Origin of the sequence: Streptomyces sp. WZ-12 (genome assembly GCF_028898845.1) — a bacterium.
Classification (GTDB): Bacteria; Actinomycetota; Actinomycetes; order Streptomycetales; family Streptomycetaceae; genus Streptomyces.
The window spans coordinates 2,791,451-2,807,844 of record NZ_CP118574.1; the positions used below are offsets into that span (position 1 = coordinate 2,791,451).

The window sequence follows — 16,394 nt, forward strand, 5'->3', positions numbered from 1 at the left end:
ATACCGCCGGCGCCGCACAGAAGGCCAGTGACGGCCTGTGCAGGAGGACACTCCAGGGGTCCGCGACCCGTGCTCGACGGCGCCTCCGGATCGGGCCGTCCCCCTCCTCGGGGCCCGCGGCACACCCCCCGAGGCCGGTCCAAACAACCTCGTCACACTTGCTAGATTGCGCAATCAAGCAGTCAAATGTGAAACCGGCTCGGCGTATCCGTCGTCTTCCTGGCCGGAACCACCCTCTCCTGCCGCGCGCAGGATGCCCCGAGACCGCCACGCCGGTCCGGCTGTCCGAAGGATGCGAATGACAGGTCAGCGCACCGATGCCCATAACGGGTACGACGACCTGGCGCGGGATGCGGCACCGGCCTCACGCCGGGTGCCGGGCCCCCGACGCCGAGGAGACCATCGGCCGGGAATCGACACCGGGCCGGCTCCCGGCCGGGTCGGGTCACGCTCCCGGGCGGGCGACGGACACCGTGCGGTCCGGGCCACCCTGGTAGCGCTGGCGGTGGCGGCCGTGGGCGCCGCGCTGGAGACGGCACTCGCCGGGCGACCGGGCTGGGGGTTCGCGGTGGCCGCGGCACTCGGTGCGGCGCTGGCGGCGAAGTCCTGCACCCGGGCCGGCGCCTGGTGGCTGATATCCGCGCCCCCGTTGGCCGCGGCGGTGATCACCGTAGTGTGCGAGCAGGTGGCGGGCACCACCACCGTCGGGAGCAAGGGCCTGACGACGGCCGCGGTGCGGTGGGCCGTGGACGGCTTCCCGGCCATGGCGGCGGCCGAGGCGGTGCTGATCGTAGTGCTGGCAATACGGGGCGTACGGGCCGGCCAGCACGGCGGCCGGAAGCGGAGCAGGAGGAACAGCGGTGCATGACGAGCGGAGCCCCTACGGGCGGAGTCCGTACGGAGCGGACGCCTACGGGCCGGACGACCCGGAGCCCGGGGGCTCGGGCGGTCGGGCCGCGCGCCGCCGCCCGGCGAACGGGCGCGGCGGCCGGCGGCGCTCCCCGTTGGTCGTCGCCGGACGGACCGCGCTGGCCCTCTCCTCGGCACTGGTCCTCCTGGCCAGTGGGGTGTCCTGGGCGGCGTACAACTGGGTGAGCAGCGGGCTGAACACCTCCGACGCGCTCAACGCGATCGGCGGCAAGAACGCGCCCAAGCACCTGGACAACTCCGTCAATCTGCTGCTGATCGGCCTGGATTCGCGCAAGGACATGAACGGCAACGACCTGCCGCGGGAGTTCGTCAAGGACCAACTGCACGCCGGTTCCAGCGACATCGGGTACTACAACACCAACACCCTGATCCTGATGCACATTCCGGCGGACGGCGGGAAGGTCACCGCGTTCTCCATCCCGCGCGACGACTATGTGCAGACGTTCAACGGGGACGGCAGCTCCCAGGGGCACTTCAAGGTCAAGGAGGCGTACGCCAACGCCTACACGACCGCCCACAACAAGTTCTCCGCCCAAGGGGTCAAGGGTGCCGACCTGGAGAGCCGGAGCCGGGAGGCCGGCCGCGAGGCGACGCTGGCCACCGTGCAGAACTTCCTCCAGGTGCCGATCGACCACTTCGCCGAGGTCAACCTGCTGGGCTTCTACGACATCGCCAAGGTGCTCCAGCCCATCGAGGTCTGTCTCAAGCACCCGGTCAAGGACCACTATTCGGGAGCGGACTTCCCGGCGGGCCACCAGCAGCTCGACCCCAAGCAGGCGCTCGCCTTCGTCCGGCAGCGGCACGGCCTGGAGGGCGGTGACCTGGACCGGACCCACCGCCAGCAGGCGTTCATCTCCTCGGTGACCCACAAGCTCAAGAGCCAGGGCGTCTTCACGGACCTGGGCAAGCTCCAGGGGCTGTTCGACGTGGTGAAGAAGGACCTGGTCATCGACAGCAAGTTCGACGTCCTGGACTTCGCGCAGCAGGCCACCAACCTGACCGGCGGGAACGTGGTGTTCCACACCTTGCCGATCGCCGGCTTCGCCACCCGTAACCGGGAGTCGGTCAACCTCGTGGACGAGGCGAAGATCCGGTCCATCGTGCAGTCGATGATCGGCGAGAAGTCCGGTTCCGGGGACGGTTCGGACAGCGGCGCACCGTCGCCGTCCACGAAGGCCGCCCCGGCCACCGTGGACGTGCTCAACGGGTCGGGCGGGACGAAGAAGGGGGCGGCGGCCGAGGAGCTCAAGGCACTGGCCGGCCTCGGCTACACCGCGGGCACCACGGGCAATGCCGCGCCCCGGCAGCGGACCACGGTCCTCTACGGGTCCGGCGCCCAGGAGGCGGCCCAGCAGATCGCCGACCGCCTGCACACCGCGACGCCGGTCTCCTCGGCCTCGGTGCCCGCCGGACGCGTCCAGGTCATCCTCGGCGCCGACTTCACGGCCCCGCCCGCCGCCGGGGCGAACGCCCCGAAGCCCGCGGACGAGCCCGCATCGAGCAGCTCTCCCTCGTCCGCCCCGTCGGACAACGCCTTCGCCGGCGACTCCGTCAAGGAGGGCGGCATCCCCTGCGTCAACTGACGCCCGCGGGGCCGCCGGTGGAGTCGACGGCCCCGCACACCCCGGTCGCCTCCGGGGTCCCACCCGCACCGGCGGCCGTACGGGCCGAGGGCACGCCGCCTAAACTGAGCCGTCCGGGGCCAGCAACGGGGAGTGCCGCAGTGGTGAAGAGCGTCGAGGGCGCGGGCAAGAGGACGGGTGCGATGGCCGACCCGTCCGCCGAGGTGCTGGCCGAGGCGGCCGGAGTGTTCGGCCTGCTGGCCTCGCCCCCCAGACTGCACATCGTCTGGGCACTGGCCCAAGGAGAGAGCGACGTCAGCGGCCTGGCCGAACGGGTCGGCGGAGCCCTACCCGCCATCAGCCAACACCTCTCCAAACTCAAACTGGCCGGCCTGGTCCGCTCCCGCCGCGAAGGCCGCCGCGTCGTCTACTTCGTCGACGACCCCGAAACCGTCACCGTGATGCGCACCCTCGTCACCCAACTCGCCGCCCGCAACGCACCCCCGACACCGACACCGGCACCGCTGCGCCGTCTGGGCGGCTGAGGCACCGGCCGGCGCCCGGCGCCCCGTCAGGTGGCGTCGGCGTCGAACGGCGGGCGCTCTGGTGAGGGGCCGTCGGTCGTGGCCCGCTTGTGGAGGTCGACCGGGGTCTGCGGCTCCCGGGGGGCCGGCGTCTCCCGCCCCGGGTCCAGTGCGTCCCGGATCTCGCCGATGCCGTCGCGGAGCTCGCCGATCCCCAGGTCGTCGTTGCCGAGCAACTGTTTGCGGACGAAGGTCCGCGGGTGCAGGTCCTCGAACTCGAAGTCCTTGAAATCCGGGCCGAGTTCGGCGCGCACGTCCGCCTTCGCCTGCTCGGAGAAGTCCCGCACCTTGCGCAGCAGGGCGGTGGCGCTGCGGACGAACTCCGGCAGCTTGTCCGGCCCGAAGAGCAGCACAGCGAGCACCGCGATGACGAGGAGGTCGGGGGTACTGATACCGAAGAACATCCCGCCGCTCCCTATGGGTCGTCGGTGCACCGTCGCGCCACCGTAGGCGCCACGGTGGACATTTTAGAGATTGCGCAATCATGGAACCAAGCCGGGGCTCCGCGCGTTCTCCAGGGCGACGACACAGACAGGTTTTTCAGGACTGCTGGAGGGTTTTTCATGGGTGTGACCCTGGCCAAGGGCGGCAACGTCTCGCTCAGCAAGGAGGCCCCGGGCCTCAGCTCGGTGACGATCGGTCTGGGATGGGCCGTGCGCACCACCACCGGCGCCGACTACGACCTGGACGCCTCGGCCCTGCTGTGCGCACAGTCCGGAAAGGTCGTCTCCGACCAGCACTTCGTCTTCTTCAACAACCTCACCAGCCCCGACGGTTCCGTGGTCCACTCCGGCGACAACCTCACCGGCGGCAGCCACGGCGACGACGAGCAGATACAGATCGATCTCACCAGCGTCCCGCCCCAGGTCACCAAGGTCGTCTTCCCGGTCTCCATCTACGAGGCGGAGCAGCGCGGCCAGAGCTTCGGCCAGGTACGCAACGCCTTCATCCGGGTGGTCAACCAGGCCGACGGCCGGGAGATCGCCCGTTACGACCTCACCGAGGACGCCTCCACGGAGACCGCCATGGTCTTCGGTGAGCTCTACCGCCACGGCACGGAGTGGAAGTTCCGCGCCATAGGCCAGGGTTACGCCTCCGGGCTGCGCGGCATCGCCCAGGACTTCGGGGTCAACGTAGGCTGAGCGGCGCAGCGGCCAACGGGCCGGGAGGACGTCCGTCCGGCACCGGGACGGCGCGCGCCGGAGGGAGCGGAGCATGGCTGGATCCCGGGTGCGGTGGCGGTGGTTGGCCCTTCCGGGCGCCGCCCTGGCCCTCTGGGCGGTGGCGCACACGGGCCGCACCCCCGCTCCGGACGCCGCACCACGCCCCTCCGCCACCCAGGACGCCACACCGTCCGCGTCGCCCGATAGCGGCGCCACGACCGCGCGGCCCGACGGGGCGTACGAGCCGGTCGACTGCGCCGCCGCGGTGCGCAAGTACGCGGCAGCGGCCGGCGTCCGCCCCCAGCTCCTCATGGCGATCCTCCACAACGAGGCGTACAAACCGCACGATCCGGCGCTGGAGCGGGCCTGGCAGCGCTACAAGCCCGATGCCGCGTTCGGCGTCGCCAACATGCACCGGGCCGCCTTCGACGAGGTCAAGCGCGGCCGGGACTTCGCCGCCCGGAAGTGGGAGGAGCTGCCCGATGACCGCAACCTCGCCGTCGAGGCGGCCGCCTGGTACCTGCACGACCTGGACCGCCAACTGCCCGCGCACTGGCCCGCCGGGCACTCGCGCGACGAGCTGCTGGCGCTGGGCTACAACGCGGGCGCCGGCAACATGCTCGCCTTCGCCCGCGGCATCGCGCCCGGCACCCAGGCGCAGTCCTACCTGGACCGACTGCACACGAACTGGGCCGCGGCCAAACGGGACATCGCCCGGTGACGAGGCGGTGACGAGACCGACACGCGGCGACAGAACGGCGACAGGATGGCGTCAGTACCCGGTGCCGGTGCCGTTTTGACGGCCGATCAGTCGGATACTTCAGGCATTGCGCAAGACAGGGAACCTTGCCGATTTCCTTGGCGTTGTAGCCGACGGACGCCGCAAGCCGGGAACGTTTTGGAGGAAAGCTCATGGGCGTGGCCCTGACCAAGGGCGGCAACGTGTCGCTCAGCAAACAGGCCCCAGGTCTGACCGCCGTCAGGGTGGGGCTGGGCTGGCAGGTGGGAGCCGGGGCCGGCCACGACCTGGACGCCAGCGCGCTGCTGTGCGGCGAGTCCGGCAAGGTCCTCTCCGACCAGCACTTCGTCTTCTTCAACAACCTCACCAGCCCCGACGGCGCGGTGCGGCACTCCGGCAGCCGCCCCACCGGCGAGGACAACGAGCAGATCGAGGTGGACCTCGCCACGGTCCCGCCCGAGGTCAGCAAGATCGTCTTCCCGGTCTCGATCTACGAACCCGAGCAGCGCCGGCAGAATTTCGGCCAGTTGACCAGCGCCTACATCCGCGTGGTCGACCAGACCAGCGGCGCCGAGCTGGCCCGCTTCGACCTCGCCGGCCAGGCCGCCACCGAGACCGCGATGGTCTTCGGCGAGCTGTACCGCCACGGCACGGACTGGAAGTTCCGCGCGATCGGCCAGGGTTACGCCTCCGGGCTCGCCGGCATCGCGCAGGACTACGGCGTCGACGTGCTGCGCCCGGAGCCGGCCCCCGCGGCCGCCCCGGCGCCGTCCGCGCCGCCTGCCCCCACAGCGCCCACCGGTCCCTCCGCCCCACCGGTGGCCCCCGTGGCAGCGGCGGCGCCGCTGGCCGCGGCGGCCGCCGCCGGGGTGGAGCCGGCCGGATCGGGCTTCGCCCCCACCACATCACCGCACACGACAGGAAGTTCCGACATGACCTGCTTCTTCGACCCCAGCCACGGCCCCGGGATGACGCCCGTGATGTGGTCCCCGCAGTGGGGTGTGCCGCGCCAGGTCCAGACCTGCGGCGGCTGCGCGCAGCGGGTGCAGACCACCACCCCGCCGTTCTACACCCCGGCCCAGGCCGGCTATCCGCAGCAGGTCCAGGCCGGCTACCCCCAGCAGGCGCAGGGCGGTTACCCGCAGCAGGGCTACCCGCAGCAGCCCGACCACCAGCAGGGCGGCGGCCGGCGCTTCGGCACCGGCGCGCTGATCGGTGCCGGCGCCGCGGGCCTGGTCGGCGGTGCGCTGCTGAACGAGGCGTTCAGCGACGACGAGCCCGAGGTCGTCGTCAACAACTACTACGAGGGCGACGACTACGAGTGAGCCGCCGCCCGGCGTGAACTGCCGGCGCCCGGCCGTCCCGTTCGGGGCGGCCGGGCGCCGGCGCGTTCCGGCTCACTCGGGCGCGATCCGCACCACCCCGGTGACGGTGCCCTGCCACCACACCCGGCCGGCGGTGGCGTTGCCGGCCATCTGGAGCGTGTCGAAGAGGAAGCCGGTGCCCAGGTGGCGACGGCTCGTCACCCGGCCCGTCCGGGCGTCCACGGCGAGGAAGTCGTAGCGGTCCAGGATGCCGGTCCGCGCCGGGTCGAGGACCCCGGTGCGCTCCACGGTGTAGAGCGTGCCGTCGGCGAGCGACAGCTTGGGCACGGCGGCCGAGCGGATCGGGGCCTCCCAACGGACGCCACAGCCGCGGCCGTTCCGGTTGACGTCGATCCGGGTGAGGCCCCCGGTGAACGGCGCGCTCGCGGGCTGGGCGGGGCCCGCGCCGTCCGGCACCGCCGGGTACGGATAGCCGTAGGTGCTGGCCACGTAGACGCTGTTGCCGGCCCCTATGGGCGAGTTCTCGGTGCCGCTCCCGTTGGGGTCGAGGACCGGTATCCGGCACACCGTGCGGTCGTCCTCGGTGGAGACCACGATCAGGTTCTCCTGAGGGGCGGCGTTGTCGGTGATCGCCAGGTATTCGGAGCCGGTGCGCGGCCCGAAGAACGTCGGGGTCGCCCCCGTTCCGTGGCTGAGCTGCCCCGGGTTGCGGGCCGGCCCGCGGTCATAGGCCCGCCGCCACACCACCCGTGGCGCGCCGTCCGCGCCGGCGCGCAGCAGGTACAGGGCGTGGTCGGTGGCGACCGCGGTGCCCTCGGGCGCGGTGGAGATCGAGTTGGCCACCCCTTCCCCGAGGTCCACCGTCCGCACCGCCTTGGTCGCGGTGTCCACCGTGCCGACGAGGCCGTGCCCGGTGGCGAACCACACCCGGCCCCGCCAGTCCGGGGCGAGCCCGACCACGCCGTCCCCGGCCCGCACGGCGGCGGTCAGCGGCGTCCGCTCGACGACCTTCAGCTCCCACTTCCCGCCCGCGGTCCGGGCGTGGGCGATCCGCAGCAGGTCGCCGGAGCCGTCGACGACCACGAGCCGGTCGCGGTCGTCCAGATAGCTGTAGATGCCGCCCAGGACACCGGACTTGGTCAGCGTCAGCTCGGTCAGCGAGGCGCCCGTCGCCGGGTCGAGGAGGTGGACGTGCGGCGCCCGGTCGAAGATCCCGGTGCAGACGGCCACCGGGAGGCCGTCCGAGCCCGCCAGCACGGTCGGGCAGGCGGCCTGGAGCGCGGTGCGGTGGCTGACCGTCCGGCCGGTCCCCGGGCCGCCGCGGGGCGTGGTGTCGGAGGAGGCGGAATCGCCGTGCATGGCCCCGGCCCCGCCGGCGGCGAGGTGGGGGTTGACGGGCGGGGCCGCGGCCCGCGCGGGGCCCGCCGTGCCGAGGACGGCGGTCAGGGCGGCGGCGAGCGCGAGGGCGCGGGCGCGAGTGCTACGAGGGGGCATGGATCGGCTCCAGGATGCGGGAACGGGGCGGGCGCGCACCGGGGTTCGGGCGCGCGGGGGTGCGCAGGCGGGACGGCGCACACGCGGGGCGCACGGCCGGAGGGGGCCGGCATTACGGGCGGGCACGGAGAGACCTCCCTACCGGGGCGGTCTCTTGACGCTGTCCCGGGGAGAGCGGTTCGGGGATCTCTCGGTATCCCCGGGGCGACCGGTCCGCACGGTGGCGCGGCGGCCGGACGGGGCCTCCCGGCCGTCCTGGGCGAGTGACGCCCGGGACGCGTGGGGCAGGGTCAGCGGGCCACGGGACGACACCCCGCGGACGCGAGCCGCGCGAGGTCCAGGAACAGGCGTCGGTGGAGCGGGAGTTGACCCATCACGCGCGGAATTGCAGCACGCGCGCCGCGAACCCGCAATCCCCGTCCCACCCTTGGAGACGCCCCGCGCTCCCACGAGGGGCGCGTCAACCGGGTGCCTCCAAGATCCCGCCCTGGGAGGGCAGCGGACGGCGAGCCCGTGCCGGCGGGGGATTTGGCCCCTACGGTCGGGCCATGGCCGAAAACGTAAGCCCCCCAGCGACCCCTCTGGCGCGTGCCGAGCGCTTCGTCTGGCTGACCGCCCGGGTGCTGGAGCAGCGGCTCTTCGCGTACCACTTCCTCGACGGCGGCGCGGACCCGGTCGAGACCGCGCTCACCGCGTACCGCAACGACGACGACGGCTACGGCCACGCCCTGGAACCCGATCTGCGCGGCCCCGTCAGCCAACCGCTGCACACCGCGCACGCGTTGGAGGTCCTGGACCGCATCGGGCGGTGCGACGGCCGCCGGGTGGAGCGGATCTGCCGTTACCTGACGCGGATCTCGACCCCGGACGGCGCGCTGCCCGCGGTGCACCCCTCGCTGCGCGGCTATCCGGCCGCGCCCTGGATCCCGGTGGTGGAGGACCCGCCGAGCTCGCTGCTGGCGACCGGCCCGGTGGTGGGGCGGCTGCACCGCAACCAGGTATGGCACGCCTGGCTGTTCCGGGCCACGGACTACTGCTGGGCGACCGTGGAGTCCCTGGAGAAGACCCATCCCTACGAGGCCATCGCGGCGGTGGCCTTCCTGGACGGCGCCCCGGACCGGCCCCGGGCGGCCGCCGCGGCCCAGCGGCTGGGCCGACTGGTGCGGGAGCAGGGCCTGGTGGTGCTGGACCCGGCGCGGGCGGCCGAGGCCCCGGTGCCGCAGGGCTACGCCCCGGGGGAGCACCACTTCGCCTACGACTTCGCCGCGGTGCCCCGTTCACTGGCCCGCGGCTGGTTCACCGACCAGGAGATGGACCGGGCCCTCGCCCACCTGTCCGCGCTCCAGGGGGAGGACGGCGGCTGGCCCGTTACCTGGCGACTCTGGGCGCCCGGCACGGAGTTGGAGAGCCGCCCGATGGTGACGCTCAACGTGCTGCGCACCCTCCGGGCCTACGGGCGGCCGCTGGGCTGACGCCGGCGGGCGGACGCCCCGGTGGCGGCCGCCCGCGCGATCACCCACCCAGGGCCCGCACCCCCGCGGTGACGGCCACCGCGACCGCCACGATCGCCAGGAACGGGGCGCGCAGCAGGAGGGCGACGACCGCGGCGGCGACGCCGGCGGCCCTGGCGTCCAGCATCAGGTGCCGGCCGTCGCTGAAGGTCTGCTTGGGCGGTGAGCGCGGCCAGCAGCGCCACCGGGAGCAGCCCGGCCAGCCGCTTGACCAGGGGGCGTTCCAGGACGCCGGCGGGCGCCGAGAGGCCGAGGAACTTGACCAGGTAGCAGCCGACGGCGGTGACGCCGATCGCGATCCAGACGGTCATGACCGGCCCTCCCCCGTGGTGCCGCGGTCCGCGCCGGTCCGCTCCCGTGGGGCCGGCACCTCGGTTGACGCCCCCTCAGGTGCGGGCGTGCGCCGCGTCCATCCCTGGACGGCGAGGACGGCGGGCGCGGCGAGCGCCGCCAACAGCACCGGTACACCAGCCGGCAGCACCGGCAGCGTCACCAGGAGCAGCAGGACGGCGAGACCGGCCGCGCACCGCTCCACCACCGACCGCAGCATCGGCGCCAGCAGCCCCACGAAGACCGCGGGCGCGGCCGCGTCCAGGCCCCAGGCGGTGGTGTCACCGAGCGCCCGGGCCCCCATCGCACCGCCGAGGGTGGTGAGGTTCCACAGGACGTACAGCGACGCCCCGGTGACGGTGAAGCCCAACCGGGCGCTGCGCCGGCCGGGTTGGGCCAGGGTGACGGCGGCGGTCTCGTCGATGACCCAGTGGGCGACCAGCGGCCGGACCGCGCCCCGGTAACCGAGGACGGCGGAGAGCCGCAGCCCGTAGAAGGCGTTGCGGACGCCGAGGAAGAAGGCGCCGGCCGCGGCGGTCAACGGGCCGGCGCCCGCGGCGAGCGCGCCCACCAGGGCGAACTGCGAGGCGCCGGTGAAGACCAGGAGGCTCAGGGCGCAGCTCTGCCAGATGCCGAGCCCGGCGCCGGCGGAGGTGATGCCGAAGGCGAAGCCGGAGAGCCCGACCGCGACGCCGACGCCCAACGCGTCCCTGATGACGGCGCGATCGGGCCGCCCAACGGATATCTCGCCCGACTCGGATGTCCCGGTCGGCCCTACGGGTTCTGGGTGATCTGTCACGCGCCGGACCCTAGGAGCCGGCCGCCCCCGCGGTCTTGTACGTTCTTGCGCCCCGCGCCGTCACGTCCCGGTGTCGGCTTCGCCGCGCCTCCGTTCCCGGCGGTACGCGCCCGGAGGCACCCCGACGATCCGGGTGAAGTGCCGGTTCAGGTGCGGCTGATCGGTGAAGCCCACCGCCACGGCCGTCTCGGCGGGCGGGGTGCCGGCCTCCAGCAGCCGGCGGGCGCGCCGCACCCGGGCGTCGGTGAGCCAGGCGTGCGGCGGCATGCCGTAGGCGGCCCGGAAGGCCCGCAGCAGCGCGAACGGGCCGGTGCCCAACTCACCGGCGAGCTCCTCCAAGGTGGGCGGTTCGGCCATCCGCTCCTCCAGGACCGCGCGGGCCCGCGCCGCCGTGAAGGCGCCCGCCGTGCGCGGTGCCCGGAGCGGCAGCGGACCCCCGTGGCCGCGCAGCAACCGGGCCACGACGATCCGCAGCAGGCTGTCGGCGGCCAGCGCGTTGCCCGCCTCGGCGGCCCGGTGGACGCCGGCGATCAGCCGGCCGACGCCGAGCTCGTCGGCGACGGTCCGGACGAAGCCGGCGGTGCCCCGCAGCCCGGAGGTCTCCCGGGCGATGCCGGCCACCAGCTCCGTCGACGGGTAGAGCGTGGCGTAGGCCCAGCCCTCGGGGGCGCCGGCCCACGCGGTGTGCGGCACCTCGGGGTTGATCATCACGATGCCGCCGCGCCCGGCCCGCACCACGCCGCCCCGCAGGCCGACCGCCTCGACCCCGGAGGTGACCGCGCAGATGACGTAGCCGTCATGGGCGTGGCGGGGGAAGGAGTGGCGCACGTAGCGGGCCCGCAGCAGGTCCAGGCCGGGCAGGTCGGGGCACCGCCAGTGGCGCGCCCACTCGCCACCGGCCCGCGGCGCCGTCTGCGCCCCGCCCGCGCCGATCATGCCCATGGCCGCATTGTGCGTCCGCCGGGCGGCCGGCCGGCGGGGCGTTCCGCACCGTGGACGCCCACGGGCGGGTCCGCGGCCCGGCCCGGCGGCCGCTCCCGACCGGATTGTCAGTGGTCCGGTGCACGATGGGGAACATGACCCAGGCAGCGCTCGATTCGTTCTCGCCCGCGACCCGCGGTTGGTTCGCCGGGGCGTTCAGCGCGCCCACCGCCGCGCAGGAGGGCGCCTGGCGGGCGATCGGCGAGGGGTCCGACGTCCTGGTGGTGGCGCCGACGGGCTCCGGCAAGACGCTGGCGGCCTTCCTGGCGTCGCTCGACGCGCTGGCCAGCGCCCCGCCGCCGGCCGAGCCGAAGAAGCGCTGCCGGGTGCTGTACGTCTCGCCGCTGAAGGCCCTCGCGGTCGACGTCGAGCGGAATCTGCGCAGCCCGCTGACCGGCATCCGGCAGGAGTCGGTCCGCCTGGGGCTGCCGGAGCCCGACATCCGGGTCGGCATCCGCTCCGGGGACACCCCGCCCGCCGAGCGCCGTGCCCTGGCCAACCGCCCGCCGGACATCCTCATCACCACCCCCGAGTCGCTGTTCCTGATGCTGACGTCCTCGGCCCGGGAGGCGCTGGCCGGCGTCGAGACGGTCATCCTGGACGAGGTGCACGCGGTCGCCGGCACCAAGCGCGGGGCGCACCTGGCGCTCTCCCTGGAGCGGCTCGATGAGCTCTTGGAGCGGCCGGCGCGCCGGATCGGGCTGTCCGCGACGGTCCGCCCGGTGGAGGAGGTGGCCCGCTATCTCTCGCCGCGGCGCCGGGTGGAGATCGTCCAGCCGCCGTCCGGCAAGCGGTTCGACCTCTCCGTGGTCGTCCCGGTCGAGGACATGGGGGAGCTCGGCAGCGCCCCCGTCCAGGAGGGCGAGACGGGCGAGAAGCCGTCCATCTGGCCACAGGTCGAGGAGCGGATCGCCGACCTCGTCCAGGCCCACCGCTCCACCATCGTCTTCGCCAACTCCCGCCGCCTCGCCGAGCGGTTGTGCAACCGCCTCAACGAGATCGCCTACGAGCGCGCGGTCGGCGAGCCGCTGCCCGAGCACCACTCCCCCGCCGAGCTGATGGCCGAGGCAGGCGCCGCCCGGGGCGCGCCCCCGCTGCTGGCCCGCGCCCATCACGGCTCGGTCTCCAAGGAGCAGCGCGCCCTGGTGGAGGAGGACCTCAAGGCCGGCCGGCTGCCGGCCGTGGTCGCCACGTCCAGCCTGGAGTTGGGCATCGACATGGGCGCGGTCGATCTGGTCGTCCAGGTGGAGTCGCCGCCGTCGGTGGCCTCCGGGCTCCAACGGGTGGGCCGGGCCGGCCACCAGGTCGGCGCGGTGTCCAAGGGCATCGTCTTCCCCAAGTACCGCGGCGATCTGGTGCAGGCCGCGGTGGTCACCGAGCGGATGCGGTCGGGCGCCATCGAGGCGCTGCGGGTGCCCGCCAATCCGCTGGACGTGCTGGCCCAACAGCTCGTCGCGATGACCGCGATGGACACCTGGGACGTCGAGGAGCTGCTGGCGCTGGTCCGCCGGGCGGCCCCGTTCGCCGCGCTCCCGGAGTCCGCGTTCACCGCCGTGCTGGACATGCTCGCCGGCCGCTATCCGTCCGACGCCTTCGCGGAGTTGCGCCCGCGCCTGGTCTGGGACCGCGTCGCCCAGACCGTCACCGGCCGCCCCGGCGCCCAGCGGCTGGCCGTCACCTCCGGCGGCACGATCCCCGACCGCGGCCTGTTCGGTGTCTTCCTGGCCGGCGAGAGCTCCACTCGGGGCGGTGGCGGGAGACCATCGGACACTGCTGCGCGAAGCGCCTCCACTCGGGGCGGTGGCGGGAGACGGGTGGGCGAGCTCGACGAGGAGATGGTCTACGAGTCCCGCGTCGGCGACGTCTTCACCCTGGGCACGACGTCCTGGCGCATCGAGGACATCACCCGCGACCGGGTGCTGGTCACCCCCGCCCCCGGGGTGCCGGGCCGGCTGCCGTTCTGGAAGGGCGACCAGCTCGGCCGCCCGCTCGAACTGGGCCGCGCGCTGGGCGCGTTCCTCCGGGAGGTCGGTTCGCTGTCCCCCGAGGACGCCCGCGCCCGGCTGGCCGCCGCCGGCCTCGACGACCTGGCGGTCTCCAACGTCCTGTGCTATCTCGCCGAGCAGCGCCAGTCCTGCGGCCACGTCCCGGACGACCGCACCATCGTCGTCGAGCGCTTCCGGGACGAACTGGGCGACTGGCGGATCGTCATCCACTCCCCGTTCGGCGCGCAGGTGCACGCCCCCTGGGCGCTGGCCCTGGGCGCCCGGCTCACCGAGCGCTACGGCCTGGACGCCCAGGTGATGCACGCCGACGACGGCATCGTGCTGCGGCTGCCGGACGCCGACCTGATGGGCCTGGACCTCCTCGACGGCGACGGCGGCTTCGGCGCCGCCGACCGCGCCGAGTACGACCCCGAGCAGTCCCCGGTGGGCGCCACCGACGTGGTCTTCGACCACGGTGAGGTCGATCAGCTCGTGACGGACCAGGTCGGCGGCTCCGCCCTGTTCGCCTCGCGCTTCCGGGAGTGCGCGGCGCGCGCCCTGTTGCTGCCCCGCCGCAGCCCCGGCAAGCGCACCCCGCTGTGGCAGCAGCGCCAGCGCGCCGCCCAACTCCTCCAGGTGGCGAGCGAGTTCGGCTCGTTCCCGATCGTGTTGGAGGCGGTCCGCGAGTGCCTCCAGGACGTCTTCGACGTCCCGGGCCTGACGGAGCTGATGGCCGACATCGAGGCCCGCCGGGTCCGCCTGGTGGAGGTCACGACGCCCGAGCCGTCCCCGTTCGCCCGTTCGCTGCTCTTCGGGTACGTCGCCCAGTTCCTCTACGAGGGCGACTCCCCGTTGGCCGAGCGCCGCGCCGCCGCGCTGTCTCTGGATTCCCGGCTGCTGGCCGAGCTGTTGGGCCAGGCCGAGCTGCGCGAGCTGCTGGACGCGGAGGTGCTGGCGGAGTTGGAGCGCGAGCTCCAGTGGCGCACCGAGGACCGCCGCGTCAAGGACGCCGAGGGCGTCGCCGACCTGCTGCGGCTGCTGGGGCCGCTGACCGACGCCGAGTTGGTCGAGCGCGGCGCCGACCCGGCCTGGCCCGCCGAGCTCGCGGCGGCCCGGCGCGCCATCCGGGTGCGGATCGCCGGCGTCGAGCACTGGGCGGCCGTCGAGGACGCCGGCCGGCTCCGGGACGCCCTGGGCACCGCCCTCCCGGTCGGCGTCCCCGAGTCGTTCACCGAACCGGTCAAGGACCCGCTGGGCGATCTGTTGTCCCGATATGCCCGCACCCACGGCCCGTTCACCTCCGAGCAGGCCGCCGCCCGCTTCGGCCTCGGCACCGCCGTCACCGACGGCGCCCTGCAGCGCCTGACCGCCGCCGGCCGTCTCGTCCAGGGCGAGTTCCGCCCACCCGTCGCCCACCACCCCTCCCTGGAAGCGCAAAGCGCTGCCCCCCTCCACGGCATCGGCCAGGAATGGTGCGACGCCCAGGTGCTGCGCCGGCTGCGCCGCCGCTCGCTGGCCGCGCTGCGCGAGGAGTTGGAGCCGGTGCCGCCCGCCGCGCTGGCCGCGTTCCTCCCCCAGTGGCAGCACGTCGGCGCCCCCCGCCGCCTCGTCCGGGCTGCGCGGCCTCGACGGCCTGGTCCGCGCCGTCGAGCAGCTCCAGGGCGCGCCGGTGCCGGCCTCCGCCCTGGAGAGGCTGATCCTGCCGTCCCGGGTCGGCGGCTACACCCCGGCCCTGTTGGACGAACTCACCGCCACCGGCGAGGTGTTGTGGGCCGGCGCCGGCGCGCTGCCCGGCAAGGACGGCTGGCTCTCCCTCCATCTCGCCGACGCCGCGCCCCTGTTGCTCCCGCCCCCGCTCCCCCTGGAGCTGACCGCGCTGCACGAGTCGGTGCTCACCGCCCTCGCCCCCGGTTACGGCCTGTTCTTCCGCCAGATCGCCGACCAGGTCCGCGCCACCACCCACCCGGACGCCACCGATCCGCAACTCGCCGACGCCGTCTGGGATCTGGCCTGGTCCGGCCGGCTCACCAACGACACCCTCGCCCCGCTGCGCGCCCTGCTGGGCTCCGGCCGCACCGCCGGCTCCACGGCCCACCGCGCCCGCCGCGCCGTCCCCCGGGGCAGATACGGCACGCTGACCGCGGCCGCCCGCCCCACCGCCTCCCGCTCCGGCCCGCCGACGGTCGGCGGCCGCTGGTCCCTGCTCCCCGCCCCCGAGCCGGACCCCACCCACCGCGCCCACGCCCTGGCCCGTACGCTCCTGGACCGGCACGGCATCGTCACCCGCGGCGCGGTCGCCGCCGAGGGGGTCGTCGGCGGCTTCTCCGCCGCGTACCGCGTCCTGTCCGTCTTCGAGGAGTCCGGCCAGGCCCGCCGCGGCTATGTCGTCGAGGGCCTGGGCGCGGCCCAGTTCGCGATGGACGGCGCGGTGGACCGGCTGCGGGCGATCAGCGCCCAACGGGAGCGCGGCACCGACGCCCCGTTCCCGGACGGCACCCCGGGGCGGTCCCGCCGCGGCGGCCCGCGCGCCCTGGTCCTCGCCGCCGCCGATCCGGCCAATGCGTACGGCGCCGCCCTGTCCTGGCCCGAGCCGCCCGAGGGGGCCACCCACAAACCGGGGCGCAAGGCCGGCTCCCTGGTGGTCCTGGTCGACGGCGAGTTGGCGCTCTATCTGGAGCGCGGCGGCAAGACCCTGCTGTTGTGGCCGCTGAGCCCCGACCCGGCCGAGGCCACCGCCGACCCCCGTCTGAGATCCGCCGTCGAGGCCCTCACCGACGCGGCCCGGGCCGGCGCCGTCGGCACCCTCACCACCGAGCGCATCAACGGCACCGCCGCCCTCACCTCCCCCTACGCCCCCGTCCTGGAAGCCGCGGGCTTCCACCCGACGCCCCGGGGGCTGCGACTGCGCGGCTGATCCGGCCGGCGGCCGGGGCCGGAAGGGGCCAGGCGGAGCCTGTCGTTGAGGGGCGGCGGGCGAGCGACGAGGAGGAC

General features: G+C 74.4%; 10 protein-coding genes and 3 pseudogenes. 8 read left to right on the forward strand and 5 right to left on the reverse strand.

The window, feature by feature from the left end:
* Positions 1-298: 298 nt before the first annotated feature.
* From PV796_RS11620 to PV796_RS11630, 3 genes are all read left to right on the forward strand, one after another.
* The gene (locus PV796_RS11620) at positions 299-868 is read left to right on the forward strand and encodes a DUF6542 domain-containing protein (protein WP_274912876.1); all 570 of its coding nucleotides are present in this window, start codon (positions 299-301) and stop codon (positions 866-868) included.
* Positions 861-2,513: an LCP family protein gene (locus PV796_RS11625; protein ID WP_274912877.1), complete on the forward strand. Its 1,653-nt coding sequence runs from the start codon at positions 861-863 to the stop codon at positions 2,511-2,513. The genes PV796_RS11620 and PV796_RS11625 overlap by 8 nt, the downstream gene beginning before the upstream one ends.
* Before the next feature lie 182 nt (positions 2,514-2,695).
* Positions 2,696-3,037 carry an ArsR/SmtB family transcription factor gene (locus PV796_RS11630; protein ID WP_274918981.1) on the forward strand — a complete coding sequence of 114 codons (342 nt, stop codon included), beginning with the start codon at positions 2,696-2,698 and terminating at the stop codon, positions 3,035-3,037.
* A 26-nt stretch (positions 3,038-3,063) separates the two neighbouring features.
* Here PV796_RS11630 and PV796_RS11635 read toward each other — a convergent pair whose 3' ends face one another.
* Positions 3,064-3,480, reverse strand: coding sequence for a sec-independent translocase (locus PV796_RS11635; RefSeq protein ID WP_274912878.1), 417 nt, complete (start codon positions 3,478-3,480; stop codon positions 3,064-3,066).
* Between the two features lie 159 nt (positions 3,481-3,639).
* Between PV796_RS11635 and PV796_RS11640 the strand changes: the two genes are divergently transcribed.
* The 3 genes and pseudogenes from PV796_RS11640 to PV796_RS42050 form a co-directional block, all read left to right on the forward strand.
* The gene (locus PV796_RS11640; protein WP_274912879.1) at positions 3,640-4,218 is read left to right on the forward strand and encodes a TerD family protein; all 579 of its coding nucleotides are present in this window, start codon (positions 3,640-3,642) and stop codon (positions 4,216-4,218) included.
* 73 nt (positions 4,219-4,291) lie between these two features.
* Positions 4,292-4,960, forward strand: coding sequence for a lytic transglycosylase domain-containing protein (locus tag PV796_RS11645; RefSeq protein WP_274912880.1), 669 nt, complete (start codon positions 4,292-4,294; stop codon positions 4,958-4,960).
* A 191-nt stretch (positions 4,961-5,151) separates the two neighbouring features.
* Positions 5,152-5,709 (forward strand): annotated as a pseudogene (locus tag PV796_RS42050) (TerD family protein); the annotation flags it as partial.
* 666 nt (positions 5,710-6,375) lie between these two features.
* Here the strand turns inward: PV796_RS42050 and PV796_RS11655 are convergent.
* Entirely contained in the window at positions 6,376-7,797 is a 1,422-nt protein-coding gene (locus tag PV796_RS11655; protein WP_274912882.1) for a hypothetical protein, read from the reverse strand.
* 548 nt (positions 7,798-8,345) lie between these two features.
* Here PV796_RS11655 and PV796_RS11660 point away from each other — a divergent pair.
* Entirely contained in the window at positions 8,346-9,269 is a 924-nt protein-coding gene (locus PV796_RS11660; protein WP_274912883.1) for a hypothetical protein, read from the forward strand.
* Between the two features lie 40 nt (positions 9,270-9,309).
* Here the strand turns inward: PV796_RS11660 and PV796_RS11665 are convergent.
* The 3 genes and pseudogenes from PV796_RS11665 to PV796_RS11675 all read right to left on the reverse strand — a co-directional run bounded on the left by PV796_RS11665 (position 9,310) and on the right by PV796_RS11675 (position 11,379).
* Positions 9,310-9,619: pseudogene (locus PV796_RS11665) on the reverse strand (AzlD domain-containing protein).
* Entirely contained in the window at positions 9,616-10,437 is an 822-nt protein-coding gene (locus PV796_RS11670; protein ID WP_446750587.1) for an AzlC family ABC transporter permease, read from the reverse strand. Before PV796_RS11670 ends, PV796_RS11665 begins: the two are co-directional and overlap by 4 nt.
* Before the next feature lie 60 nt (positions 10,438-10,497).
* Positions 10,498-11,379: an AraC family transcriptional regulator gene (locus tag PV796_RS11675; protein WP_274912884.1), complete on the reverse strand. Its 882-nt coding sequence runs from the start codon at positions 11,377-11,379 to the stop codon at positions 10,498-10,500.
* Between the two features lie 134 nt (positions 11,380-11,513).
* On the opposite strand from PV796_RS11675, the pseudogene PV796_RS11680 reads away from it, so the two are divergent.
* Positions 11,514-16,317 (forward strand): annotated as a pseudogene (locus PV796_RS11680) (ATP-dependent helicase).
* The last annotated feature ends 77 nt before the right edge of the window (positions 16,318-16,394 follow it).